Genomic DNA, 24,047 nt, shown 5'->3' with positions numbered 1-24,047 from the left:
CTGGTCGCCGGCGACCAGCGCGACGGCTTCCGCGGCGGTGCGGTCGCCCACGGCGGCGGCCCCGTCCAGCAGGGCGCGGGCCAGCCGGGGATCGGCGGGAACCCGGGCCAGCGTCTTGCCAAGATCGGTGGCGAGGCCGTCCGGAGCCACCGCGCCGAGTTCCCGCAGCACCTCAACGGCCTCGTCCATCGCGGACTGCGGCGGCGCGTCCGGCAGAGGCAGTCCACGGCCACCGGGCGATCCCCAGCAGGCGAGAATCAACGCCGCCCCGGTGAGATCCGCCACGGCAATTTCGGGGCTCTGGTGGGCCGGTGCGGCGCCGAAGGTCTTTTGGTCGTAGCAGCGGACCACGCGTCCCGGTCCCTGCCGGGCCGCCCGCCCGGCGCGCTGCTCGGCGGAAGCGCGGGAGCAGGACACGTTCACAAGTCCGGACATTCCGCGGCTGGCGTCCCGCCGGGGTTCGCGCGACAGGCCGGAGTCGATGACCAGCCGGACGCCGGGAACGGTTAGTGAGGATTCGGCGAGCGACGTCGAGACGATGATTCGAGGGCTGCCGCCGGGTTCGCGTCCTGCGACGGCGCGGTCCTGCTCGGTGGGGCCGATCTGCCCGTGCAGCTCCAGGACCTCCGCCCGGGTGCTGCCACGCAGGCGGCCTGCGACGTAGGAAACTTCCCACGCACCCGGGACGAACACCAGGGCGTCGACGTCCAGGCCCGACGCCAGCGCACCGGCGTGCGACGAGGCTGCGGTGTCTGCCACATGATCAAGGAAGGCGCGCGTCACCCCCCGTTCGTCGAGCCGGGGCGCCGCCGCCGGCACCCAGTCCACCGCAAGCGGGTACAGCGCGGAGGGACAGTCGACGACGGGGGCAGAGCCGCCGCCGTCGTGATCCCCCATGTCCCCGCCTGCGCCGAGGAGGGCGGCGAAGCGCGGCGCGTCCACGGTCGCGGACATGGCGACGAGCGCGAGGTCGCCGCGCAGCTGGCGGACCTCGGTGAGCATGCCGAGCAACAGGTCGGTTTCGAGGCCTCGTTCGTGCACCTCGTCGAGGACGACGGCGCTGGCGGTTTCCAGCCCCGGATCCGCGAGGAGGCGGTTCAACAGGATGCCCGGGGTGACGAATTCGATCAGGGTGCCCGGGCCGGCCTGGCGTTCGCCGCGGACCGTGTAGCCGACGCGGTCCCCGACCCGGCTGCCGTCCAGGGCCGCGAGCCGCCGGGCGGCCGAGCGCGCGGCCACCCGGCGCGGCTGGGTGACAATGATGCGCGGCACTGCCGCGCTCGCCAACTGACAGGCGTCCGCCAGGGCCAGGTTGGCCAGCAGCGGCGGAACCAGGGTCGTCTTACCTGTGCCTGGCGGCGCCTGCACCACGGCGGTCGCGGAGGGGCCTCCGGCCCGGAGCGCTCCGGCCAGCTCCTCCAGCGAGTGCGCGAACGCCAGACCGGACCCGATGACCCCCAGTTCGAAGGGCGCGGGTGGAGGGGACAGCGGAACGGCCGGAGAAGTCACGCCTCCATTGTGCCTACAAACGCCGGGCCAGCACGTTCCGCCCGACGACCCCGGGACTTTTGACTCCTGCGGCGCCATGACCGGCGGGCGTAGTTTGGGGCATGAGCACCTCAGGAATGCTCGAGGTAGAGCGAAAATACGACGTCAACGACGATGACCAATGGCCTGCCCTGGCCTCGTTGCCGGGAGTGGACCGGCTGGGGCCGCCCGAGGAAGAATCCCTGGATGCCGTCTATTTCGATACTGCTGGCTTGGACCTGGCTTCCCACCGGATCACCCTGCGCCGGCGGACCGGCGGCCGTGATGCCGGATGGCATTTGAAACTCCCAGTGGCTGTGGGGGAACGTCAAGAGTTCACGGCGCCGTTGGGAACGGACTCCCAGGCGGTTCCCCGGCGCCTGCGGCAGCTCGTGCGGGTCCACACGAGGGAACTGGACTTGATTCCGGTAGCCAGGCTGAAGACCCGGCGCACCGTGCAGCGTCTCTTCGCGGCCGATGGCAGCGCCCTTGCTGAATTCAGCGATGACCGGGTGGATTCCCAGACCCTGCTGGAGCCGAAAGCCCACGCCAATTGGCGGGAATGGGAAATCGAGCTCGTCGACGGTCCCAAGCGGCTGCTCAAGTCCGCAGACTCACTCGTGGCCGCGGCAGGCCACCACAGGTCGGCGCTGCCATCCAAACTCGCCCGCGGCCTGGGCGGACAGTATCCTCCCGGCAATTCGGTGGCCCAGGAAGCGGAGCCTAAGGGACCGGCCTCGGCAGTGTTCCTTGCCTACCTCAGCCAGCAGGTCGAGGCACTGAAAAAACATGACCCCGGTGTCCGGGAGGACAGCCCGGACGCCGTGCACCAGCTCCGGGTGGCCGCGCGCCGGATGCGGTCCGCACTGGCCACCTTCCGATCACTGACCGACCCTGCAACGGCCGGATCGCTGCGCTCCGAACTGCAGTGGCTTGCCGGCGCGGTGGGTGAAGCCCGGGATAACGAGGTGATGCGGGACCGGGTGCTGGGCCTAATCACCTCTGAACCGCCCGAATTGGTGCTCGGCCCGGTTGCTGAACAGGCCGAGGAGCACTTCAGTAGGGACGCACGTGCTGCCCGTGCCAAGGGTCTCGCTGCACTGAATAGTGCCCGGTACTTCCGTCTTCTCGATGCGCTGGATGCTTTCCTGGCCGAACCGCCACTGACCGATACTGCGGCGAAGGACGCCGTCCGTACGGTGGGCCGGCTCGTCTCGAAGGAGCGGAAACGGTTGAAGAAGGAAGTAGCTGCTCTCGACGTCGATCCCGCTGATCCAACCTTGGACGCTGCACTCCATGAAGTCCGGAAGAGCGCCAAGCGACTGCGCTATGCGGCGGAGTCGTCGGCCCCGATATTCGGGAAGCGGGCGACCACGCTTGCACGGGCCGCAGAGGAGATCCAGGAGAGTCTGGGCGATCATCACGACAGCGTGGTCACCCGTGACCTGCTGCGCAAGCTCGCCGCTGAAGATGCCGGCGCCAATGCGTTCACTTACGGGAGGCTGCACGCCATGGAACAACAGGCCGGTGAGGAAGCCCGCGAGCGGTTCTTCCGCACGTGGAGCACGTCTCCGCCCGAGCCCCTGAGCTGGAAATAGGAAGCTCTTCCTTACGCTGCCACCTGGCTGCGGTGGCCGGCCCGCATGAGTTTCCTGGCTTGGTGGCGACAATCCCGCCGCTGCTGGTGCGCCTGCCCCTGCTTGCCGTCCATGGAATCAGGCTATCGGGCACCTGCGACATTCAAAGCGGCCACCAAACATGCGAAAGAATAGCCCATTCCGGCGTCCTGTCAGCTCGGACGGTACTCCCCGGGGCCAACGTGGCTCCCAACAGCGCGATTTCGCTACCCTTCCGGGCTGGCGACACGCGGACGATCTGGCGCTGCCGTATACCCGCAGCGCCAGCGCGTTCCCGCGTCATGAGGCTAGTGGCGCCGCGGACACTTGAGCGGGCGGGTCAGCCTTTCTGCAGATCGGAGTGGTGGGCGTCCACCACGTTGGGATGGGCCCGCAGCCGGTAGCGAAGGGCGTTGTCCCCATAGGTCTCAAGAATTGGGCTGTTCGTCGGATCAACCGACAGGCCACGGGCCCTGGACTGGAACTCCGGGCTCACCGCGAGCTGCGGCATCGTTGCGTCCAGTGCCGGATTGTAGAAGAACGGAAGGGAAACACGGTCGGTGCCGCGCAGGGGTGAGATCACGCGGTGCAGCGTCGCCTTGAGATAGCCGTTCGTGGCCAGTTCGAGCATCTCCCCGATATTGACGACAAATGTCCCGGGCACCTGGGGGGCGTCGATCCACTGCCCCTGGTACTCAACCTGCAGGCCGCCCTTTCCGGGTTCCACCAGCAGCAGGGTCAGCACCCCGCCGTCGCGGTGGGAACCCACACCCTGCTTCGGCTCCGGGTTGGACTCCCCCGGGTACCGCACAATCTTGAGCAGGGGAAACGCCCGGGCCGCGAAAGCCTGGTCGAAAGTGTCTTCAGGTGCGCCGAGGGAGACCGCAAGGGCACGCAGAAGGCTCAGCGAGATGGCACTAAGGCGCTCGGTCCACTCCAGGACGATGTCCCGCATTTCGGGGAGGGCGTCGGGCCACAAATTGGGCCCTTCAAGGCGCCAGTAGTCAGCGACGCCCGGTCCCGGTTCCACGGCAGCACGTTCGACGCCGATATCAATCTGTTCCCGCCAGTCGACCGCACCATCCGTGAGTTCGCCGCCGACCCTCGTGTATCCTCGGAACTGCGGGCTGTGGACGTTCTCGACCGCAAGCTTCTGTTGCTCGGGCAGCTCGAAGAAGCGTCGGGACACGCCGAGGATGGCATCCGTCAACTCCTGCGGGATCCCGTGCCCGGCCAGGTACAGGAAGCCGACCTCGTGCATGGCGTCGCGAAGTTCGTCACGGAACCGCGAGGCCTCCTCCGGGCCAGCGCTCAAAAGGGAGAAGTCCAGGACGGGCAATGTTTCGAGGGGCACCTAAATAGTCCTTTTCGATGAACTTGGCAAGCTGCGTACGCTACTTGCTTCAATGTTACGGACCGGTCTCCGCCGCGGACATTCACATGTCGAAATAAGACGGTCGGGCACACGCCGACACGGCGGCCCCACCATCCGGCCCGGCCTTGTCTGGTCACGGACTTCGGAGGAGGATATCCGCACACTCCAGGAGGCCCTTCATGACAAAACTTGGGAAGTACGAAAAGTACCTGATCGAGGAATTCTTCGACGATTACCGCGCCGGCGCGATGAGCCATGGCACGTTTACGCGCCGGGTGGCATTCATCACCGGCAGCATGGCCGCAGCGTCGGCAGCGATGCTGCTGGTGGGTTGCACGCCGGACGAGGTTCCGCGCGGCACCGACCCCATGCCGACCCCCAGCCCCTCGCCGTCGGGCCCGGGCACTGGCGCCGCGCCGGGCCCCGCACCCGGCACCGCATCCCTCGTCCCGGTGCCTCGCGCCAAAAGTCCGCTCTCAGTTCCTGAGGGTGAGCCGGGGCTGGTGACTGAAACGGTGCGGTTCCCGGCGGACGGAACTGACATCAGCGCCTACCTTGCCCGGCCGGAGTCCGGTGCCGCCGGGCCGGCGGTACTGATCTGCCACGAGAACCGCGGACTGACCGCTCACATTGAGGATGTGGCACGCCGCTTCGCCAAAGCGGGCTACGCGGCGCTGGCCCTTGACCTGCTCAGCCGGGAAGGTGGCACGGCGAAGATGGACCGCGACGCGGTTCCCGGAGCCTTGACAGCGGCAGGTGCCCAACGGCACGTGGGCGATTTCGCAGCAGCCTTCGATTACCTGCAGTCAAAGGACTTCGTCGCCGAGGGCCGGATCGCCATGAACGGGTACTGCTTCGGCGGGGGTATCACCTGGCAGGCGGCCACGGAGCTGCCTGGGTTGAAGGCGACCGCGGCGTTTTACGGGCCGTCCCCCGATCTGGAGAAGGTCCCGGCAATCAAGCCGGCGGTCTTCGGCGTCTACGCCGAGCTTGATCAGCGGATCACCGGCACGCTCCCGGCGCTGCGGGACGCCCTGGCCGCCACAGACGTCCGCCACCAGCTCACGGTATATCCCGGCGTCGACCATGCCTTCCACAATGACACCGGGGACCGCTACGTTGAGGCGCAGGCCACCGCGGCCTGGAACGACACGCTCGCCTGGTTCGCCCAGTACGTCTGAGCCGGGTGTTGCACAGCTTTTACCCAGGGTTTACGTGCCGTGCCTTGTGGGGCATCTGGAGGCTGCAACAGACTGGTTAGCACCAGATGAACTGATCTTTTGTGATCGTTCGACAAGGGCAGCGGGGCGAACGCAGTGATGCGTTCCGGCCTGATCCGAGGTATTGACGCCGCGGGGCAGGTTCCCAGACCGGGAGGATTGTTATGGCGGGCACGTTTGAACTGTTCCTTGACCGGGAGTCGAATTTCCGGTTCCGGCTCAAGGCACCTGACGGAACCGTGATGGCGGAGTCGGCTGCGTTCAGTGACAAGTCCGCTGCCGTTGCCGGCATCGCCGCGGTGCGGGAGTGTGCGGGCATGGGGCTGATCACCGACCTGTGCTCCGAGGGAGGCACGCAGAACAGCGTTCAGGAACCGGCACATTCCAGCGACGCACCCCAGGCGCGCCACGACTGGCATAAACGGGCTGACGGCTTCCACACCCGCGCCAAGACAATCCGTCGGGCCGCAATGGCGCCCAGGTGGACGGGCGCGGCGTAGGACGGGCGCGGCCTAGTACTACCGGGATGACCGTGGTGACGGGCCCTCAGGCAGGATTAGGGAGTCTGGCCGTTGTCGTACCAGCGCAGGACCCGCAGCGCCCGCAGTGTGTTCCAGCGGCTGGGCCGGCCGTCGCCATCCTCGAGTTCGAAGTGGGTCGCCCCGGGGTGGGTGTTTTCCAGCAGCCAGGTGCCGTCGGGCTGTCGCTTCGATCGAAGCAGCCCCACCGCCTCTGCAACTCGAGGGTCGGGAGCATCCCCGGTGGACCGGAAGTACTCCAGGGCGCGGAGAACGTCGTAGTGCCAGCGGGTCGGATAGGCGAACTCCAGCCAGGCCGGATCAACGACTTCGCCGGTGCTCTTGCGTCGGAACAGCCTCCGTTCGAGGAGGTACTCCCCGCCGCGTCGCCGCGCCCCGATGGATTCTGCTGAACCACCGCTTGCCCGCTCATGCGCGAGGAGTCCTTCAAGAACATTGATCGTCGTCGCAGCCGACGAAACCACTGCGCCGTGCTCCGCCCAGCAGTTCCAGCCGCCGTCGTCGAGCTGTTCACTGATCAGCCGGGCAACGACGGCGTCGACGTCCTGGCCAAAGTAGGCTCCCAGCCCCACCGCCATGCCGTTGATGCAGGGCTCGACTTCGCCATCGAAAAAGGGCTGGCCGCCCTCTTCCCAACGGCAGTTAGCCCTTACCAGTGCCACTGTCCGGCGTATCTGGTCACTTGCAGGGTCAACGCCGAAGTCACGCAACTGCAGCAGGGTGTAGGTGGTGGCAGTCCAGGGCTGACTCCCGCTGTCGGGTGCCTCGGGGCCACCGGACTCACTGTGGCCGTCCGCAGCGTCGGCTCCATCGGCAGGTTCGACGTCGGGATGGCCGCCTTGCGCGGGGAAATAGGCGCCCCCGGCCCATTGGCCATCCTCCCCGCGCAGCGCCAGCAACCGGGCCCCCCACCCCGCGGTGGCAACCCGTGCACGCTCGGCAGCCACGACGGCGGCCGGGGCGCCAGTCAGATCCCGCAGCGCCTGCCAGCGGACGGAGGGATCAGAATCCAGCAGCCACTCCAGGACGGTCATGCGCCGATTGTAGTGCCCGCAGCGTTTCCTTCACATAGCTTGCTGCCTCTGCTTCGGCGGCTGCTTGCCAGCCCGAGCCCGCAGCATCGGTTTAGCCCTCGCAGTCAATGCAGTACGCGTGGCCGTTCTTTTCACGCGCGATTTGGGAGCGGTGCCGCACCAGAAAACAGGAGTAACAGGTAAATTCGTCTTCCGCCTGCGGGATCACCTGGACCACCAGTTCCTCGGCAACGAATTCTCCGCCCGGGGTGATCGAACCGTCCAGTGAATCCGCCTCGTCCAGCTCGCTCACCACGCTGCGGGCGTCGGGCGCATTGGCAGACTGCAGCGCCTCCAGGGACCTGTCCTGCGATTCCTTGACGTCGGAACGTACTTCATCGTAATCGGTTGCCACTGAGGTGATTCTCTCTTCTTCGGTTTGCTGCTTGGATAGATGTTCAACATACAGAATCCCATCCGTATTCCCTCCCGGCAGAACTTCCTCGGTTTACGACGTGCGCCAGGGCGGATGCCGGGCCGCTTCACACCGAATGCGCGGCCAGGTTCCTTTTGTACATTCGTTAGATATTTGGCTATATTCGGGGTGAGTTTCTTTGGGGGGAATCATGAACAAAGCGCAACGCCGCGCCCATGTCGAGCCGCCTTGCCGGGCGTGCGGCTCGAGGGTCATACCGATCTGGAAAGACGCGCGTTCGCCGGATTCCAACCAGCCCGACTGGCGCGTGAGCGCCCGGCAGTGCAGCCGTCAGGGATGCGGTGTCGACGAAGCCCCGAACTGGCCCGAAGCGTGAGGCTCCAATTTCCTGGCACCGCATTGCAGTGATGAAGCCGTGACTGGGCATCGCCGCGATAGAGCGCAAGGGAGCTTCAGCAACTTTGCGGTGACCACGAGCCCGTAAGCCTGCGAGAAGCGGGCCTGCGCAAGCGGTGAATCCGCCTGCCGGTTCTCGACGGTGCTCTTGACCTGGCGCACGAGCATCCGCTCGCGGAACAGTTCGACAGCGTGTTCGGCGGCACCGAGGCTCGCGGCGGGTGCCACCATATTCAGCAGGTGGCCATGGGGATGTGGATGATTGGATCCGGATGAATCCGGCTGCCCGGGTTATCCGCTGCCCCCAGAAGCGCCCAGTCCAGGGTTAGGTGCTCTGGAACGAACAGCCCGCACTGCCCGGACGTCATTGCTTCCCGCGCCCCTCAGCCCGGCCGTATGCCACACGTCCAGCAATTTGACGTCGGATATCGGGACGAGGCACTGTAAGCGCGTGCTCTCGTGCTGGGCTGCCAGCAGAACCCACCCGGAGTGCATCACCCCGGACGGGAAACTCCACAAGCCCGATATCGCGTAGCCGCCCGGGACCTTCTCGGCAACGCCGACCGGTGCCCCGGTGGCGGCCGCCAACGGAGTGGGTCCCTTCGCGAAGACCGCGTCCTGGACCTCCCGCGGCCACCGCGCCAGCATCCAGACATGCTCGATCAGATGACCGGCAGTCCACGCTGTGGAGGCGCAGCCGCGGGCCAAGCGGCGGACGGCCTGGGCGTACGTCCCGACGCCCAGTCCAAACCCCCCGACAGCCTTGGGAGAAAGCAGATCAAAGATTCCGGCGTCCTTGAGGTCCTCCATCGTGGACTCCGGGATGCGGCGAAGGCGCTCCGCTTCCTCTGCCCGCTCCCTCAGCCGGGGAATGAGTCCGTCAATGCGGCCGAGCATGTCGTCGTGAGCGGGCAAAGTGGCGGCCTGTCCACTGTCCGTGGCGGCCGCCCCGCTAATCCCGGCCGGGAGGGCCTCCGGCCGGGGGCCGACGTCGGTTGGCAGGTCGAGGGTATGGCCGGTGTGATCGCGTCTTGCCGTCAGGCAGCTGCGGTTGGCCGGGGACAAGTGCACCCCGGTGGGGAGTTGTTCGGTGACATCGATGCCGTGGGCGGCAAGCTGGGCGGCCTTGTCCGGGTTGTTGCTGAGCAGGCGGACGGCGGTGGCGCCGAGGGTGTCGAGCATCTGCGCGGCGGCCGCAGTCACAGCGCTGGCTGCCGAACACGTGCCCGGTCAGGCGCTCGCTGTGCAGCCGAGGCCCGGCGCCTCCCGCAGCAGCGCCTGCTCCCACTCGCCCAGCGCGAGCAGCAGATGTTCCTTGCCGTCGGCCAGTCCCCCGGAACGTCAGCACCTCCGCCGCGGCGGTGAAGCCGTCCGGAAAGCGCAGTGGAATGGTGACCCGGTTGCGGACCGTGGCTGGCGAGGCTGCCAACAGCGGTGCTGTCGACTCGGACAATACGGTCATCTCAGGTCCAACCGGGGGGCATGCGGGTCCAATCCGAAAATTACTTGAAGATTAAAGTACAAGGAAGCCATGCGTGGTTGAAACTGCAAGTGATATGACGCCGCTGTTGGCCCCACTCCCCGCCGGACTGCGCGCCGCTACTGGAGCGAAGCGGTCAGGCGCGCCAGGTTGTCAAAGGCTTTCTGGGACACAGGCCGCCGGATCCAGTCCTCAAGCTGTTGCTCACGACTGTTTTCCCGGTACCCGTCTTCGATTTCACGGATTGCGTCCACAAATCTGCGCCCGTGCACAAGCACGGATACTTCCATGTTGAGGTTGAAGGAGCGGACATCCATATTGCTGGAACCGATTACGGCAACCTCCTCATCGATGGTGAAGTGCTTTGAGTGCAGCACCTGGGGAGCGCGGTAAAGGTAGATTCTGACGCCGGCCCGGAGCAGCGCCTCGTAGAAGGAGCGCTGCGCGTGGTAAACCATGCTCTGGTCTCCGACCTCGGAGACGAAGAGCTCGACGCTGAGCCCGCGCCCGGCCGCCGTGATAATCGCCATCAGGATGGATTCGTCCGGCACGAAGTAAGGGCTCGTGATGCTGACCCGACGTTCGGCTTTGTGAATAAGCGTGGCGTAGAGCTTCAAATTGTTGTCGTTGTCGAAACTGGGCCCGCTGGGCAGGACCTGCGCGTCAATGAGCCAAGGACCTTGGTTGAGGACTGCGGAACTGGAATCCAGCGGCAGCAGGACATCCGTTTCGCTGTACCAGTCCGTCGCAAACACTGCATCCAGCTCGCGGACAACGGGTCCTTCAAGGCGCATCATCAGCTCGTGCCACTGGAGCCCGCGCTTCAGGTTGCCCTTCTTGTTGTAGCTGGCGTCGATAAGGTTCTGGGATCCGGTGAATCCCACGCGGCCGTCGACGACGAGGATCTTCCGGTGATTGCGCAGGTCCGGCCTCTGCCATTTGCCCTGCAACGGCCGCAGCGGAAGCATCGGATGATACTCCGCGCCTATGTCCTGGAGGTATTTGATGGTTTCTTTACGGCCGGGAAACATCAGCCCGGCCAGGTCATCGGATAGCACTCTGACGGCGATGCCCCGTCCCGTTGCCCGAGCCAGCGCTTGGAAAAACGGTGCCGTGGTCGGATCAAGCACCAGAATATAAAACTCCACATGCACGTAGCTCGTGGCAGCATCTATGTCTGCGATCATGGCGTCGAAGGTGCCGTTATAGTCGGGCAACAGCTCCGCGCTGTTGCCTTTGACCATGGGCAGCGCCCCCAGGTTGCTGTTCAACACCACCGCCGAATGCAGCCACTCCGGCCAGTCGTGCCCTTGGCTGATTAAAGGGCTTCCCTCCGTTCGCGCCAGGACGAGTTCATTGACTTCCCGCTGTTTCTGCCGGCGCGACCTTGGCAGTTTCGCATAGCCGACGAGGAGATACGCGGCTGCTCCGAGCAACGGTATGAAGATTATGGCCAGCACCCAGGCAATGGCAGATGACGGACGACGATTCGTCGACACGAGGACAGCTGCTACGGCCACGATGACGACATGGGCTGCCAGCAGGAGCAAAGGGATCGTTTCGGGGTTCTGGAAGAATTCGCGCACCGCTATCTTGAGGCCTTTCTGCTGGCGACGACATACGTCCTCCTGATGGGGAGGACCAGAACCGAGTTCAGACCAGCAGCCTGCTCTTTATCCTCGCAAACTCATCAGGGCTGATGGTTCCGGCGTCCAGGAGAGCCTTCGCTTTGGAAATCTCCTCGGCGGGACTCGCTGTCGCGACCTTGGGGATATAGGAATCGGCATCTTCCCGGTTCCGTCGGCTGTGTTCCACCGAGCGCTCGGCCATGCCGTCGCCCCTGGCGGCCAGGTACACCAGCAGAGACACCAAAGGCAGGGAGCACAGGAAGAAGATCCAGACCGCTTTCCACCAACCATTCAGCCCGTGATCGCGGAAGAGATCACCAATGATCGCGAATACGCCAAAAAGGTAAGCGAAGAAGACACTCGCGGTGAAGAACCACCAGAAAATATCCCAAAAGTTCTCCCAGAAACTCATTTGTCTTCCCTGCTTTCAAGTATTGCAATTGTTGGCGCCACGCCGGGGATGGCCATCATCCGCGGCGGGTGAATTCCGAGCAGGCACCCGGGACCGTAGAGCTCAGACAATGCCGCGCTCGGCCGCAGTCTTCAGCGCATCACGACGCCCCGCCGCACCCAGTTTTCGGTAGATGGACCGTTCGTGCGTCTTGACCGTGTTCACCGAAATGAACAGCGCCTCGGCAATCTCAGCCGCGGTCATCACTGAACGCATGTAGGCCAGGACCTCACGTTCGCGGTCCGTGAGGGTCCAGTACGACCTTGCCCGGAGGTGAGGTTGAACTTGCGCGTGGCGTGCCATCCGGGCCGCGATGAACGACTCATGGGTGGTGCCCCATACCGCGTGCCGGCTCAGCAATTCCGCGAGTTCGCTCGTCCGCTCGGCAAAGGGGCGCAGGATGGACTGAGGCTCGGCCCGATGGACTGCATGTTCTATCCGCTCGTGTGTCGTGGCCTCATCCCTGTCCCCGTGGGCCAGGAGCGCCTCTGTCAGGCTGACACTCGTGTCGAGGTAGCTGTTGCGGTCTTGAAATGTCAGGGCCCTGGCGCAGCGCTGGGCTGCGCTGACCTCGCCCCCACGACGCAGGAGTTCTGCGAGCAGCGTATCCACCAGTGGCGTATGCCCCCCGGAACCCAACGGCCGGACGATCGCCAGCGCACCGTCCATGTCGCCCCTGGCTTCGGCGATCTTTGCCCTCGCGATGGTATGGAAGGCGTTCCACGACACACCGTAAAGCCCCCGGTCGTGGAAGGCGCCCAGGACGGTGCTGGAGTTGGCAAGATGCGATTCGTCGCCGGTGGCGCAATCAACCAGGACCCGGTAAACGACAGACACCGCGCCAAGCGTGGACAACTTGTTCCCTAGACGCAGGGCCTTAGCAAGGTGGGCCCGCGCGCCCTTCAGCTCGTCGCGCCAGTAGCATGCAATTCCGCGGGCCAGCCATGCGGCAGCCATCCGGTCCTGCGAACTCCTGTCCAGCTCATCTGCCCACTCCAACGCCTGCGTCGCCAGTTCGTCAGCAGCGTCGAGATCTCCGGCCACGGCATATGCCAGGGCCAGTTCGGCCTTGGCGAATATTTCCGCCTCCTCCAAATGCTTGTCGCTTCGGTCGGCCACTGCTGATTCGAGCAACATGGTGGCCTGATACGCATTGCGGTGCAGCCGGAATTCGGTCTGGGCAAGCAGGAACAGTGCTGTCGAGTAGGTGGCGGGATGGCCTTCCGCGGGGAAGTCGGGAAGTGGCCCGCCGTCGTCGGCCGGGGGGCGCGGATCCAACCGGCTGGCCACAGGCAACGGCTCTAGGAGGCTTCGGCAGCTGTCAAGCATTCCCCGCCGCACAGAATCCAGTTCAGAAGTGCGCGACAACGCACGTTCACTGAGTTCCGAGGCCGCGTCATTGTCTCCGTCAAGCGCCCGGCAGACGGATCTGACCATCAGCACCTCGGAGTCCTCGCTCCACGGCGCCGGCAGGTCGAGACACAATTGCTCGAGGGCGGCGGACCCATTCCGCAGCGAAAACTCAAGCCAGTGCCTCCCGATTGACGTGACAGCCTGCCGGGGCGCATGCCCCTGCAGCGCTTGGTTCACCCCCTCACAAACGTCGGTGTCCTGGTAGTAGCGTGCCGCGACGCGGTGGAGGCGCTCGGCGAGAAGCGGGTCCCGCCGCTCGAGAATCCGGCGGCATTGCGCAGCGAACAGTGAGTGCCACCGGTACATGGATTCACCGCCGCAATATTCGTGCTCCTCAATGAACAGACCGTTGCGGAGGCAGGTCTCCAGCAGCAGCCCGCCCTCGGGCTGGCCGTAAAGCTCGACGGCGAGCCGGCGGCTAAGCCATTCGCACGTCGTGGCGTGCAGCACAAAATCCGCCAGTGGCGGGTCCAGCTGCTCCAGTACTTCCTCCGCAATGTAATTGGAAAGAGGCAGGTTCTCGGGCGGGGTGTGCGTGATCCTGCCCGGCACGTTACGGGCCTGCACCAGTGCGGTAAGGCTCGCGTGGACGGCGACCGGCCATCCGTCTGTCAACTCCCAGAGGGGCCCGGCGTCGAAGGATGCGTCCTGACCCAGCGAATAGGCAACCTGGGCGACTTCATCCTGTGTGAAGGCGAGTTCAGCGGCACAGAGCTCCCCGAGTCCTTCCCCAAACCGGTGCCTTTCCAACTGAATGGGCGGATGGCCGCGCCCAGAGAGGATCATCCGGAGCGTCGGCGGTGCTGAGGCGGCGAGCACTCCGACGATCCCGCCAGCCAGCTCCGGCCCGGCCAGGTGGAAATCGTCGATGACCAGCGCAATCGGTTCCGTGAGCTGTTCAAGGGCGCCGAGCAGGACGTCATAGGACACGGCACAGTCGTCATCGAGGCCCTGCTCCAGGGCCAGCAGCGCACTGTTGCCGGGCAAGGGAAGCTGACAGGCGGCAGCCTGGATAGCCCCGACAACCCCGTGAAACAGCCTTGCTGGCTGGGCATCGAATCGGTCAAGCGACAACCACGCGCAGGGCAAATCGGTGGTGCGGGCCCAGTCGCCCAAAAACGTGGACTTGCCGTACCCGGCCGGAGCAGTGATCACGGTCAGACGGTGAGCATCGGTGGCCGCGGTCAAAGCGTCTCCCAGCCGCGGGCGTTCCAATGCGCCGAGACCGCGCAGGGGCGGCCGGGTCTTGGATTGCGGACCAGGCACAAATGCAGACATTCGAGTCTCTCCCACGTATTTCATCGTAGGAGCCCGCAAATTCGTCCAACAGGGGCATAAGGACCTTGTGTGCTGGTCTGCAGGGCCCACAATTCGGGCCAGGGAAGGGATCCTGGCACCCTGCGGTCTATTCATTTGTTCGCGGGAGTACCATCAGTCATGGCCGCTAAGCAGGGGAGCCGGAAGGATCCGGTTTTTGTACGTGAACTCAATAAGGCCGCCAGACGCCATGTGCTCATCGTTGCCCTCCTGCGGATGGCGGTCTTCCTGGTAATGGTCCTCCTTTTCTACTTCGCTATTCCGGTGGGTGGGTTCAATGAGAGCAACCCCGCCGCCGCATGGATCCGGCTTGGCGGTGTGTTGCTCATTTTTCTGAGCGCTTTGGCCCTGCAATTGCGAATGATCTTCGCGTCCGAAGTACCCCAAATCCGTGCGGCTGAAGCAGTCGTCGAGACCGTCCTGATGTTCTTGTGTCTCTTCGCTTTGCTGTACATGTCGATGTCGACAACGGACCCGGCGGCATTTACCGAGCCGCTGACCCGGATAGATGCCCTTTACTTCACCACTGTCACCTTCGCCACTGTGGGATTCGGCGACATTACGCCGGTGAGCCAACTGGCGCGGGCAATTGTGACGGTTCAGATGATCGCTGGCCTTGGCGCCCTAGTCATGGTTGCCAAGGTCGCCTTTTTCGCGGCGGGCCGGCGTCTCCGCGGCTAATCACATTCCTGCAAACTGCCACCCCCGCACCGGACCGACCATCCCCTGCTGCGCCGGAGCGAAACGTGGGCTCACCCCGAACGGATGAGCGCAGCCACCAACGCCCGGGCTGTTCCTCTGCCGGGGTCAGGCAGCACCGTCGATGTCCCCACTGACACCCGCTGCGACCATACGGACAAGCTTCTCGAGGGGGTGAGGTGCCCGGCGCTCCCTCCGGCTGCAACTCGGATTTCCTGTGCCGGAACGACAGATCACCCCGGGTGGGTGGGGTTGGGCGGACACACCACCGGGACAATGAGGATTGTCCCGACTGCCCTACAGGGGAACAGGAGCACCTCATGAAGATTGGCCCATTGGAAGTGATTATTTGTGCCTTTCCGAAACCGACAATCGACGCACCCGTCATCAAAGCCCTCAGCGAGACTGTCAAGTCTGGTGCGGTGACACTGGCGGATTTGGCCTTGGTGAGCCGGGATGGGCAGGGCGCGGTGCACGTCCGGGACTTGCATGATGATCTGCCTGCGCCATGGTCCGGGATGATCCTCGATTCCCGGCCCCTGACCCTGCTCAACGACGCCGACCTCGAGTTGGCGGCGGAAACAATCGGACACAACGAGATAGCGCTGGTCGCCGTCGTCGAACACCGCTGGGCGCAGCGACTTTCGGAGGAGGTACGGCGCTCAGGAGGCGTGACAGCACTGCAGGCGAGAATCCCCCAGGAAGATGCAGTCGTGGCGATCGAAGCAGATGGCGTCACCACAAGTTGAACGGGCTAAATCGACAAGAGGAACCTCCCATGCCATTTGCCAGAAGCGGCCGCCCTGGGCTGCTCGGGACCGTTGCTCGAACGGCTTCCATTTCGGGGACTGCACAGGCGAATGCCAACGTTGTCAATCGCCCCGCAGCGCGACGGGAACACAAATCAGGGCTTTGGGATGATGCGGCTGGGGACGCGGCCCCGCACGCCCGAACCCCGCACGCCCCGGCCCCGTCAGTTGGCGGAACCCCGTCAGTTGGCGGAAAAGGACTTGCTGAGCAGCTCTCGCGGCTCGCCGATCTGCGCAGCTCCGGCCTCCTCACGGATGCAGAATTCGCACGGGCGAAGGCCCGACTCCTGATGTGACATCAGCCTGGGAAGCCAGGCGTCCTTACCCGAAACCAGAAGTTGGAGGTGGCTCCCGTGTTGCGATCAACGATTCCCGTTCCAGTCCCTGTAGTGAGGGCCGAACCGACCCGTCCCGTCCGGTCGGGCTCGAAAATCGAGTCCGGGCGACGAGACGCAAACCAGGCGGAGCGCCGTTATGTCATTCCATGACGACACCAAGGTCCCCGGCAGCCCGGAGCAGGAAGAAATACTCCGGTTACGCGCCGAAGTTGCCCGGCTTCAGCTCGAACGCGACGACGCCAGAAATTCCAGCCTGAGACCTCCAGGGCGGGGAGCAGTTTTGGCGCGCCAGATTGTCGCCATTGTCCTCGTGGTTCTGACTGCTGTCCTGGCTTGCGCCACAGTTCCTGCCCTCTATCTGCGAAGTGAAGTACTCGATACGGACCGCTACGTGGCCACTGTCGCGCCCTTGGCCTCGGATCCTGCCATTCAGGCAGAGATCACCGACAAGGTCACCACCCAAATCACCACGGCAGTGGACGTTGAAGGCATCACCCGGGATGCGATGACGGAACTCGGCAAAGTAGCACCGCGTGTGGCCGCAGTGATCACCGGGCTGGCGCCGGCAATTGCTGAGCAGACAAAGTCCCTGATCCATTCGGCTGTGTCCAAATTTGTCGCCAGCCCGCAGTTCCAGGATCTTTGGACCCAGATCAACCGGGTGGCGCACCAGGGAATCGTCAACCTTGCTACAGGAAACACCGGCGGCACCGTCAGCATCGACCAGAGCGGCACTCTCACGATCTCGACCAAAGAGATTATTGCCCGGGTCAAGACTCTCCTCGTCGAGCAAGGAGTGGAGATAGCGGCCAGGATTCCGGAAGTTGACACGCAGATTGCCCTGCTGCAGTCGCCGGAACTGGTCAGGGCGACAGACGCCATCCAGACACTGGACCGGACCGCCCCGATACTGGCATGGCTGACCGCGTTGAGCGCCGTTGGTGCCATTGCGGTGGCGCCACCGGGCTGGAGACGGCGCACCACCAGCCGCGTCGGGTTGGGGATAGCAGTGGCCATGGCAGTGCTGGCCCTCGGACTTACTATCGGGTTGGACATTTTCCTCGGAACGATCCCATCGGCCACAGTCTCCCCCGCGGCGGCTCAAAGCCTCGTGGATGCCCTCCTGACGCCGCTGCGGACTGGCGTGCGGTTTGTTTTTGTCGTGGCTTTGCTCATTGCCCTGGGTGCTTTCCTCACCGGTCATTCGCGCCCGGCCGAGTACGTCCGACAAGGCCTCGCCCGGACAGGGGATTACCTGACTGGAAAGGTCGGCTTCGGCGAGGCCCAACCATGGCAGCACTGGTTGGCACGGTTCCGGCGGATCCTGGAAGCCGCAGTCCTCGGCGTCGCCGTGCTGGTGCTCATCCTTTGGCAGTACCCGACGGCGGCCGTGGCCGTCTGGACGGCAGTCCTTACCGGGCTGGCAATTCTCCTCATCGAACTCCTATGCCGGCCCGCCGTTGTCGCTGCCCACACGAACGGCGCTGGGGCCGCCGCCGAACCCGTGATGGGCGGGCCGCCGGAGGATTCCCAGCCAACGCGCCCCATCCTCTGAAAACATGTCAGTTCTCGCAGTTTGCGGGTCTCCACGGTGCACGGAAGCCCCGCACGTACTGGGCGTTCGCGGGGCTCCCAAGGTTCACCAAAGGCTTGGCGCGGTGCTGGCGCTAGGCAGCTGAGGGCGAAAACGAGAACACCTCTTCCCCACCGCCGTGCACAACGACACAGGTGGCGTCCGGTACCTCCCGCCAGGCACCGCGGAGGTCGCCCAGTGGCTCGGACAGGACAATGCGGGTATTGTCCGAGAGCTCCTGGAGTACCGGGTTGTCCGGATACTGGGCGCGAAGCGTGGAGACATCAGTGTTGTGGAAGAGCGACCGGGACCGCCCTTCGCTGGAGTACCGAAATGCCCACGTGGAGTCGCCGTCGGTAGTTGCCACGGTCATCTGAATCGGGAACTCGATTCCGTGGCGCCGTCCGACGTCCTCGATGAGTCCAACCGCTGCGGAGACCCCTTCGCGGGGGTCCCGTTCCAGGCCGAAGGTGAGTGCGAGGAAGAAGAATATTTCCGAGTCCGTTGATCCCTCGATGTCGGGATAGAGACCGGGATCCACGGCCATGGCCAATTCCCGCTTCACTGTGGGAAAGTCGGTGATGAGTCCATTGTGCATCCACAGCCATCGGCCGTGACGGAACGGGTGGCAGTTCGTCTGTTGGACCGCGGACCCGGTAGTGGCCCGGATGTGCGCGAATACCCGACCGGCTGATGCCTGCGATGCGAGCTCGCGCAGGTTTCGGTCATGCCAGGCCGGCTCGGTGCTGTGGAACACTCCGGGAAATGGCGCAGTTCCATACCAGCCGACGCCGAAGCCGTCCCCGTTGGTGGTCTCTACGCCCAGACGTGCGTGCTTGCTCTGCATAACGAGCGAGTTGGCGGGTTTGTAAAGGAGCTCATCCAGGCGCACGGGAGACCCCGAATACGCGAGCCAGCGGCACATGTCATTCTCCTTCTACTCAGTCCGGGATTCCCCCACGATTCCAGCAGTGCCACGGCGCCTGCGCATCATCTTCCGCGGGTGACCCGCCCGCGGCTAGAAGTCTTTCCGTTTACTGGCTGAGTACGCGCTGTTTGAGCGCGGCGAACTCGTCGGCCGTCAGTGCGCCGTCATCCAGCAAGGTCTTGGCTTGGGCGATCTGTTCTGCCTGGTTGGTTCCGGCCGCACGGCGAATGTATTCTTCAAGATCCTCCCTGGCCACGTCGCTCCGGGCAGCCTGCCGCAGGGACATGGACTGCCCGTGGGCGATCAGGTACGCCAGACCCCCGATGACCGGCAGAAAGATCAGAAAGAGGACCCAGACAGCCTTGCTCCACCCGTTGTGGGTCGAATCAGCGAAAATGTCTTTGACGATCAGAAAGAGCACCACAAGGTAGGAAACGTAAAGACCAAAAGAAATCATGAGCCAAAAGAAATCCCAGAAGGTCATTTATTTTCCTCTCAGCCAACTTGCTGGATTGTTGATTCCAATCCGTTGATGCCGCCAAATATTGGCGGCAGTCCGGGCCCTTCGGCACGCCGCATCCGGAAGACCCGATGCCAGCCGGGACTACACGCCCCGCTCCGCAGGCAACCGCCCCGACTTGACCGCTTGACCCAGCGCCGCATGATCAGCTTCTGTCTGATCCGCATAACTCCTGGCCCAGTCCGCCAGCGCATCATCAAAGACCTCGCTTCCGCCCAGATACCCGAGGATAAAGGCACTGCCGGCGCTTTGGGAGTGGGCCCGCGCGAGGAGCCCGCCGCACAGCCTGCCGTAATCCTCAGTCTCTTGGGCGTTCATTTCCGCCAGCGTGAAGGAACCCTTCATGTCACGGAATTGGCGAATGTAGAAGTCCCTTTGCCGCCCGTCTTCCCCCGTCACGTCCTTTATCCAGCCCAGGAACGGATCGGACTGCGCCTGCAGGATTCGTTGGGCACCGACCACCCGGAATCCCTGTCCGCGCGTGATCAGGCTCTTCTCCACCGGCTCGGGCGCGTGGAGAATGCGCCCGTGGGTCTCCAGGACCGACTTTCCGGCTTCCTTGGCCTGCAGAAACAATGGCTCTCCGGCAGGACCTTCAAACAAGAGCACCCAACTGCGTGTCCCTACGCTGCCGACCCCCACGATCCGCCGCGCGAAGTCCACCAGCCGGTACTGGCTCAGCAACAGTGAGGTATCCGGCCGCAGGGTACTCCGGTACGTTTCCACGAGGCTCTCCATCGCCTCGTAATCCATGGTCTCCGGGTGACGAACTATCGGCGGCTGGTCGACGATTCGGGGCTCACCTGATTCCGTCGTTGCCGTCAGCTTAGTGAGCACCTGTTCAGACGTTCGCTGCCGGGCCTTCTTCTCTTCTGTCTTGATTCGTTTGCGCGCCGCCGACTGCCGCGCCTCAAGAAATTCCGCATCCACTTGGAAGTAGTAGCGTTCAGTCGCCGTATGGCTGTACAGCGTTTTGAGCGCCTGTCGATAGTTGCGAACACAGGACTTCACTGCGGTGCGGCATTGTTCCTCCGTGTGGGAACTATTGCGGCCGTTCAGCCAGATGCTTGCGGCGAGGCGTTTGACGTCCCACTCCCAGGGCGCCGGGTAGGCTTCGTCAAAGTCGTTGAGATCGAAGATCAGCCGTCGTTCAGGGCTGGCGAAGAGCCCGAAATTGGCCAGATGCGCGTCGCCACTCGCAATGAGGGTGTGGCCGGTGACCGGGGAATCGGCCAAATCGTGTGCCATGACAGCGGCCGCCCCGCGGTAGAAGGAAAACGCGGTTTCCAACATCCTCCCCACACGCACAGGAATGAGTTCAGGAAGGCGGGTGGCATGTTGCCCTTCGAGGATTCCCACGGGGTCCCGCTCCGGCAACGTGAGGGTCGCGAAGTCACCGCGAGGCAGTAAATTCCGGGCGAGCCGCCCTGCTGCCTGGGCGCGGGCGATCGACTCCTTATGCGCCGGGCCCGGTTCGGTTTTCACGGCTGGCCCGTGACGTAAGGGTGCGCGAATCTACCCGCTCGAGGCTTACACAAGGCCAGTGATTTGATCAGTTCTATGGCTCGCATGTCCGCATCATTGCACAATCATCGCTGGTCCGGAACGGCCCTCCGGCCTCAAACCTGCCCGTCTCCTGCCCGGAGTGGTACGGATAAGTTGGGCACGTTTCGTTGCGCCATTCCCTGGCTGCCGCGCCATCCGATATCACCCCCCGGGGGTGATACGCACGCCCGGCTCCGGGCTAACGATGGTTCTACCTGCCAGTGATTGGGCTGCCAGGCGAATGCCCATCTGAGAGGGGCCTCCCATGTCGAGACCACAACCAGTCCTCGCACGATTGCTGGCAATCGGTGTAATGCTCGCGTTTCTCGCCGGGTGCAGCACTGCCAGCCCGCCAGCAGGCACTTCCAGCCCACAGGCAAGTTCATCCAGCCCGCCAGCGAGCACTTCCAGCCCGCAGCCGACCGTTTCGCCGGCCTGTGCCTCCGCCGACGCCTTTGCAGCCGCACTAACAAGCTTCAAGGACACGCTGAAGAAGCCAAGTTCCACGTTGGAGCAAGTCCATGCGGCCCGGGACCAGGTCGCGACGACCTACAACGCGCTAATCAAGGACGTGGGGAACGCGGCCAAGGAACGTGTGGACGCAGTTACAACGGCCGAGGACAAGTTCGCTGCCGCAGTCGCCAACGTTCCCAACGACGCAACCCTCGCCGAAGCCCTTGGTTCCCTGCGGGACGAAGCAGCAAACGTCCAGGGCGCGCTCAGCGACCTTGCTGCTGAGGTCAAGTGCTAAGGCCGGATTTCTTCGAGGAGCTGCCGTGCGCCTCAACCCCAGCCAAGGCTGCGGCCATAGCAACGCCACATCAAATGAAAGTAGGGAATCCAAATGAGTTTCTGGGAAAACTTCTGGGACATTTTCTGGTGGTTCTTCGTCGTCTATGCCTTCTTCGCATTCCTGTACGCCCTGTGGCTCGTCATTGCCGACGTTTTTCGTGACCATCAGCTGAACGGATGGTGGAAGGCCGTCTGGATCGTCTTTCTGGCTTTCCTGCCCTTTTTGACGCTGCTGGTGTACATGGTTGCCCGCGGCAAGGGCATGGCCCAGCGGTCCATGGAACGGGCCCGCCGCGACCAGCAGGAAGCTGACTCCTATATCCGCAGCGTCGCCACAGCGAGCCCGACCGAGGAGATTTCCAAGGCCAAGGCTCTGTTGGACGCCGGAACCATCAGCCCTGATGAGTTCCAAAGGATCAAGACCAGGGTGACAGCCTGACCCGTCCGGTCGATCTAACAGCCCGCGACGCCTACTCGCGAACATGATCCTCGATTCGGTTGCCAGGTTGAGCACGTCCAGGAGGCTGTCCAGATGAAGGAATACCCGCTGATCGCAGATCATGGTCTTATCGGTGACCTGCAAACGGCTGCGCTGGTAGCCACGGGCGGAACTCTGGACTGGTTCTGCAGTCCGCGTTTCGACTCTCCCAGCATTTTCGCGGCTCTGCTGGACCGTTCCCGAGGCGGCCACTTCAGTACCCGGCCTCTCGACAAGGCCTTCGCCACGAAGCAACTCTACTTACCCGATACGGCTATTCTCGTCACTCGGTTTTTGACGGAGGGCGGGGTTGGCGAACTGATCGACTTCATGCCAACCACCGGCGAGTCGGCCAGCGAACAGCATCGCCTGGTTCGCATGCTGCGCTGCGTGCGGGGACAGATCTCCTTCGACGTCGAGGTGGCGCCCCGATTCGACTACGGCCGGCGACCGCACCGCCTGAGTCTCAGCGGCGAGGGCGCAATCTTCGATAGCGGTGAAACGCGCCTGGCACTCAGCCTCATCCGCGAGGAGGGGGACGAGCTGCTGGGCCCCCTTGTCGCCAGCGAGGAAGGTGACCTGCGCAGCACGGTGAGTCTCCAACAGGGCCAATTGCGCGGCGTCGTCCTGGAGACGGGGCCGGATGTCGCACCCCGGATGTTGCGTCCGCTCGAGGCCCGGAGGATGCTCGATGACACAGCGCACTTCTGGCACGATTGGCTGAGCCGATCCACCTATGCCGGGCGGTGGCGTGAGGAACTCCAACGTTCAGCTATAACCCTGAAGCTCCTAACTTATGCGCCCACCGGAGCCCTGGTGGCAGCACCCACCGCCGGCCTGCCGGAACAGGTTGGCGGGGAACGCAACTGGGACTACCGGTACACCTGGATACGCGATGCGTCCTTCTCGGTGCACACGCTGATCCGGATGGGTTTCGCTGACGAGGCTGCCGCCTTCAGCCGGTGGCTGCGCGACCGCATTACCGAGCAGCTGGAGAGCGACACTGGCCCGCTGAATATCATGTACCGCGTCGACGGCAACCCCGAGCTTCAGGAGGAAGTCCTTTCCGGTTGGGAAGGCTATCGGGGCTCCTACCCGGTGCGGATCGGAAATGGAGCTGCGGGGCAACTTCAGCTGGACATTTTCGGCGAAGCGCTGGACGCCGTGTACTCTCTCGACCGAATCGGGGACGGCATCGGGCAGCCCGGATGGATGGCCATCTGCGAACTGCTGGAATGGCTCGCCGACAATTGGGACCAGCCGGAAGAAGGAATCTGGGAGACCCGTGGCGGGCGGAAGGATTTCACTTACGGGCGGTTGATGTGCTGGGTCGCGTTCGACCGGGCCATCCGACTCGCGTCTGCTCACGGCCGTCCGGCGCCCGTTGCCCGGTGGACTGCCGAGCCTGACGCTATCTACAACCAAATCATGGCCAAGGGCTGGAGCGCCGAACGCGAGGCATTCGTGCAGCAATATGGCGACACGGTTCTCGACGCCTCACTGTTGAAAATGCCGCAGGTCGGCTTCGTGGCACCTAGTGATCCCATGTGGCAGTCGACCCTTCGCGCGATGGATACGGAGCTGGTGTCTGACAGCCTGGTTTACCGCTACGATCCGAGCGCATCACCCGATGGACTCCGCGGCTCAGAAGGCACGTTCTCACTGTGCACGTTCCTCTACGTGGATGCCCTGGCGCGGGCGGGGCGGGTGGATGAAGCCCGCCTCACGTTCGAGAAGATGCTGACCTATGCGAACCACCTCGGCCTGTATTCCGAGGAAATCGCGGTTACGGGCGAGCAGATCGGCAACTTTCCGCAGGCATTCACGCACCTCGCGCTCATCGATGCAGCCATCACGCTGAACGATAGTCTGGACGACGCGGCGGACAAAGGCAGCCGCACCGGCCGGGCGCGGAGGATGTCCCGCGGTCCCCGCTGAAGCGGCTGCCGCGACT

The 24,047-nt window shown here is 64.2% G+C and carries 21 protein-coding genes; 10 read left to right on the top strand and 11 right to left on the bottom strand.

Annotated features, from left to right (window positions below):
- On the bottom strand, positions 1–1,509 hold a 1,509-nt coding region (locus QCD75_RS17405; protein ID WP_301230658.1), incomplete at its 3' end, for a helicase-related protein.
- 101 nt (positions 1,510–1,610) lie between these two features.
- On the opposite strand from QCD75_RS17405, the gene QCD75_RS17400 reads away from it, so the two are divergent.
- A complete protein-coding gene (locus QCD75_RS17400) occupies positions 1,611–3,125 on the top strand; it encodes a CYTH and CHAD domain-containing protein (protein WP_301230656.1) in 1,515 nt (504 codons plus the stop codon).
- 358 nt (positions 3,126–3,483) lie between these two features.
- Here QCD75_RS17400 and QCD75_RS17395 read toward each other — a convergent pair whose 3' ends face one another.
- The gene (locus tag QCD75_RS17395; protein WP_301230654.1) at positions 3,484–4,497 is read right to left on the bottom strand and encodes an isopenicillin N synthase family dioxygenase; all 1,014 of its coding nucleotides are present in this window, start codon (positions 4,495–4,497) and stop codon (positions 3,484–3,486) included.
- A 200-nt stretch (positions 4,498–4,697) separates the two neighbouring features.
- Here QCD75_RS17395 and QCD75_RS17390 point away from each other — a divergent pair, with 200 nt between their 5' ends.
- Positions 4,698–5,699 (top strand): dienelactone hydrolase family protein, encoded by a 1,002-nt coding sequence (locus QCD75_RS17390; protein WP_301230652.1) that lies wholly within the window; start codon positions 4,698–4,700, stop codon positions 5,697–5,699.
- A gap of 203 nt (positions 5,700–5,902) precedes the next feature.
- Positions 5,903–6,238, top strand: coding sequence for a YegP family protein (locus QCD75_RS17385; RefSeq protein ID WP_301230651.1), 336 nt, complete (start codon positions 5,903–5,905; stop codon positions 6,236–6,238).
- A 56-nt stretch (positions 6,239–6,294) separates the two neighbouring features.
- Here the strand turns inward: QCD75_RS17385 and QCD75_RS17380 are convergent, their stop codons facing one another.
- The 6 genes from QCD75_RS17380 to QCD75_RS17350 all read right to left on the bottom strand — a co-directional run bounded on the left by QCD75_RS17380 (position 6,295) and on the right by QCD75_RS17350 (position 14,372).
- Positions 6,295–7,311 carry a hypothetical protein gene (locus tag QCD75_RS17380; RefSeq protein WP_301230649.1) on the bottom strand — a complete coding sequence of 339 codons (1,017 nt, stop codon included), beginning with the start codon at positions 7,309–7,311 and terminating at the stop codon, positions 6,295–6,297.
- Positions 7,312–7,402: 91 nt separating this feature from the next.
- The gene (locus QCD75_RS17375; RefSeq protein WP_226761767.1) at positions 7,403–7,705 is read right to left on the bottom strand and encodes a DUF4193 domain-containing protein; all 303 of its coding nucleotides are present in this window, start codon (positions 7,703–7,705) and stop codon (positions 7,403–7,405) included.
- A gap of 708 nt (positions 7,706–8,413) precedes the next feature.
- The gene (locus tag QCD75_RS17370; RefSeq protein WP_301230647.1) at positions 8,414–9,325 is read right to left on the bottom strand and encodes an acyl-CoA dehydrogenase family protein; all 912 of its coding nucleotides are present in this window, start codon (positions 9,323–9,325) and stop codon (positions 8,414–8,416) included.
- Between the two features lie 396 nt (positions 9,326–9,721).
- Positions 9,722–11,188 (bottom strand): cardiolipin synthase, encoded by a 1,467-nt coding sequence (cls, locus tag QCD75_RS17360; RefSeq protein ID WP_301230645.1) that lies wholly within the window; start codon positions 11,186–11,188, stop codon positions 9,722–9,724.
- Between the two features lie 67 nt (positions 11,189–11,255).
- Positions 11,256–11,642, bottom strand: a complete 387-nt coding sequence (locus tag QCD75_RS17355) for an SHOCT domain-containing protein (protein ID WP_301230644.1) — start codon at positions 11,640–11,642, stop codon at positions 11,256–11,258.
- A gap of 102 nt (positions 11,643–11,744) precedes the next feature.
- Positions 11,745–14,372 (bottom strand): LuxR C-terminal-related transcriptional regulator, encoded by a 2,628-nt coding sequence (locus QCD75_RS17350; RefSeq protein WP_301230642.1) that lies wholly within the window; start codon positions 14,370–14,372, stop codon positions 11,745–11,747.
- A gap of 159 nt (positions 14,373–14,531) precedes the next feature.
- Between QCD75_RS17350 and QCD75_RS17345 the strand changes: the two genes are divergently transcribed.
- The 4 genes from QCD75_RS17345 to QCD75_RS17335 all read left to right on the top strand — a co-directional run bounded on the left by QCD75_RS17345 (position 14,532) and on the right by QCD75_RS17335 (position 17,812).
- Positions 14,532–15,092 (top strand): potassium channel family protein, encoded by a 561-nt coding sequence (locus QCD75_RS17345; RefSeq protein ID WP_301230641.1) that lies wholly within the window; start codon positions 14,532–14,534, stop codon positions 15,090–15,092.
- Positions 15,093–15,430: 338 nt separating this feature from the next.
- Positions 15,431–15,859, top strand: coding sequence for a DUF6325 family protein (locus tag QCD75_RS17340; RefSeq protein WP_301230639.1), 429 nt, complete (start codon positions 15,431–15,433; stop codon positions 15,857–15,859).
- Between the two features lie 29 nt (positions 15,860–15,888).
- Positions 15,889–16,215, top strand: coding sequence for an SHOCT domain-containing protein (locus QCD75_RS22255; protein ID WP_367400670.1), 327 nt, complete (start codon positions 15,889–15,891; stop codon positions 16,213–16,215).
- Between the two features lie 178 nt (positions 16,216–16,393).
- Positions 16,394–17,812 (top strand): hypothetical protein, encoded by a 1,419-nt coding sequence (locus QCD75_RS17335; RefSeq protein ID WP_301230637.1) that lies wholly within the window; start codon positions 16,394–16,396, stop codon positions 17,810–17,812.
- Between the two features lie 112 nt (positions 17,813–17,924).
- On the opposite strand, the gene QCD75_RS17330 is transcribed toward QCD75_RS17335, so the two are convergent.
- The 3 genes from QCD75_RS17330 to QCD75_RS17320 all read right to left on the bottom strand — a co-directional run bounded on the left by QCD75_RS17330 (position 17,925) and on the right by QCD75_RS17320 (position 20,763).
- Positions 17,925–18,755 carry a class II glutamine amidotransferase gene (locus QCD75_RS17330; protein WP_301230635.1) on the bottom strand — a complete coding sequence of 277 codons (831 nt, stop codon included), beginning with the start codon at positions 18,753–18,755 and terminating at the stop codon, positions 17,925–17,927.
- Between the two features lie 109 nt (positions 18,756–18,864).
- The gene (locus QCD75_RS17325) at positions 18,865–19,242 is read right to left on the bottom strand and encodes a PLD nuclease N-terminal domain-containing protein (protein WP_301230633.1); all 378 of its coding nucleotides are present in this window, start codon (positions 19,240–19,242) and stop codon (positions 18,865–18,867) included.
- A 120-nt stretch (positions 19,243–19,362) separates the two neighbouring features.
- A complete protein-coding gene (locus QCD75_RS17320) occupies positions 19,363–20,763 on the bottom strand; it encodes a DUF2252 domain-containing protein (RefSeq protein ID WP_301230632.1) in 1,401 nt (466 codons plus the stop codon).
- Positions 20,764–21,331: 568 nt separating this feature from the next.
- Here QCD75_RS17320 and QCD75_RS17315 point away from each other — a divergent pair.
- From QCD75_RS17315 to QCD75_RS17305, 3 genes are all read left to right on the top strand, one after another.
- A complete protein-coding gene (locus QCD75_RS17315) occupies positions 21,332–21,574 on the top strand; it encodes a hypothetical protein (RefSeq protein ID WP_301230631.1) in 243 nt (80 codons plus the stop codon).
- Positions 21,575–21,667: 93 nt separating this feature from the next.
- Positions 21,668–22,054, top strand: a complete 387-nt coding sequence (locus QCD75_RS17310) for an SHOCT domain-containing protein (protein WP_301230630.1) — start codon at positions 21,668–21,670, stop codon at positions 22,052–22,054.
- A 93-nt stretch (positions 22,055–22,147) separates the two neighbouring features.
- Positions 22,148–24,031: a glycoside hydrolase family 15 protein gene (locus tag QCD75_RS17305; RefSeq protein ID WP_301230629.1), complete on the top strand. Its 1,884-nt coding sequence runs from the start codon at positions 22,148–22,150 to the stop codon at positions 24,029–24,031.
- Positions 24,032–24,047: the final 16 nt, after the last annotated feature.

This window comes from Arthrobacter sp. PsM3 (assembly GCF_030433895.1).
In the GTDB taxonomy this organism is placed as follows: Bacteria; Actinomycetota; Actinomycetes; order Actinomycetales; family Micrococcaceae; genus Arthrobacter.
The sequence above is the reverse complement of the archived record's forward strand: the minus strand, read 5'-3'. Positions and strand labels throughout refer to the sequence as shown.